General features: G+C 71.1%; 2 protein-coding genes. Both read right to left on the bottom strand.

Annotation, left to right across the window (positions count from 1 at the left end):
- Window positions 1-1,033, bottom strand: a 1,033-nt coding sequence (locus AC5RV2_RS17520; protein WP_494093392.1) for a nucleoside/nucleotide kinase family protein, incomplete at its 3' end; no start/stop codon positions are given.
- A 130-nt stretch (window positions 1,034-1,163) separates the two neighbouring features.
- On the bottom strand, window positions 1,164-1,784 hold the full coding sequence (locus AC5RV2_RS17515; RefSeq protein WP_494093391.1) for a LysE family transporter: 621 nt from the start codon (window positions 1,782-1,784) through the stop codon (window positions 1,164-1,166).
- Between the last annotated feature and the right edge of the window lie 112 nt (window positions 1,785-1,896).

The raw sequence follows: 1,896 nt of genomic DNA, 5'->3' as shown, positions 1-1,896 counted from the left end.
TGATGGCGCGGCCGGCGAACAGCAGCGCGGCATCCGGCGCCCCGTCCGGCACCCCGGCACCGACGTCCGAGCCCCCGGTCTCGCGCTTGAGCTCGTAGCCCAGGTAGCCCAGCCAGCCCAGGGCGAAGTTTCCGGGGACCCCGGCCGGCAGGGTGACGGTGCGGCGTCCCCACACGGTGTCCAGCCAGCGGAAGAAACCGCCACGGACCCGGGCGGTGGCGTTGCCCCGGCCGACCATGGTGGTGCCGTTGCGATGCTCGGCCCAGGCGCCGAAGGGTCCGCCGTCGTCGGCCAGGACGCTGATCCGGTTGCGGTCGGCGGATTCACGGGTGTTGGAACTGTCCAGCCAGACGCTGCGGGGGGAGCCGGCGTACAGGCGCCGGTAGATTTCTTCGGCGTCCGGATAGGCGGCCAGGCGTTCGGCGACCAGGCGGACGCCCTCGCGGGCGGCACGCTCCGGGGCCAGGGCGTGTTCGAGGGCGGGCACCGAGGCCAGCGCGTGGAGCACCTGCGCCGGATCGGTGCCGGAGGGACCGGATTCGACGACGACGTCGGCAGCCGCCGCGACGTCGTCGCCGGCCAGCCAGGCCTCTTCCTGCTCCGCCCAGACGTCCCAGAACGGTTCATACGTATCGCCGTCCCGGGACAGGGCCCGGGTGCGCCGGTCGGCGGAGGGCGCCTGCAGCCAGATCACGGCGTCGAGAAGCCCGCGGGCAGCGGCATGGGCGGCACCGACGCCCTCGAACACCACCACGTCTGCCGGCTCCGTGGTGCGGGAGGCGCCGTCGCCGTTCCCGTCCCAGTCCCAGGCGGTCCAGCGCGCGCTGTCCCCGGCGGCCAGGGGCCGCAGCACGGTTTCCAGATACCGCTGCTGCCCGCCGGCCAGGCCGTGCCAGCCGGGGTAGATGTCCTCCAGATGGAACAGCGATACCGTGCGGTGGACCCGCAGCATCGCTGCCAGTTCCACGGCCAGCGTGGTCTTGCCGGCCCCCGAGCGCCCGTCGACGGCGATCAGTACGGGCTTAGTGCGCACGGATTGCCCCGCATCCGGTCGGGGCGGCGGCCCGGACCGGGGGATGTCCCCGGACCGGATCGCGGCGGCAGGGGCTGCCGGTGCTGGCGGCGATGGTGCGGTACATGTCCTTGAGTCTATGAGAACGGGGCTACAGGAACGCCAGCATGAGGCCGACGGCGATGAACAGCGTGCCGAAGACCCGGTTCATCATCATCAGCCCGCGCGTGGTCCGGGTAAAGCGCTGGAAGGACCGGGCCGCGGCGGCGAAGAAGAACCACATCACGAGGATGTCCACCACCACCACGGTGGCGATCAGGACCAGGTACTGCGGCAGCTGGGGCTGGTCCAGCCGGATGAAGCCGGGCATGAAGGCCAGGAAGAAGACGATCGCCTTCGGGTTGAGCAGGTTGACCCAAAGTCCGCGCCGGAACATGGAGAAGGCGGGCTCGTTGCGCCGCGACGCTTCGATTTCCGCGCCGCCCGTCGGCTTGGCGAAGAACTGCCGCAGGCCCAGGTAGATCAGGTACACCGCACCCGCGTACTTGATGGCGGCGAACAGCATCGGCGACGTGGACACCAGCAGGCCCAGGCCCAGCGCCACGATCACCACGTGGACGACCAGGGCGGCCTGCTGGCCCAAAATCCCCCAGATGGAACGGCGGAAGCCGGCGTTGAGCGAGTTGCTCATGGTGTTGATGGCGCCGGCGCCGGGGGTGAAGCTGATGACCAGCGTGGCGCCGAGTAGCGCCAGCCATAACGAGATTTGCACCAGATGATCCTACGGTGCGGACCGGCGGGTTTCGGTCAGCGGGACTCGAGCACGGCCATGGCGGCGTTGTGGCCGCCCAGTCCGCTCACCCCGCCGCCGCGCCGCGCGCCGG

The organism is Arthrobacter sp. Y3225116, from assembly GCF_059091245.1.
This window is presented reverse-complemented; position numbering and strand designations above follow the sequence as displayed.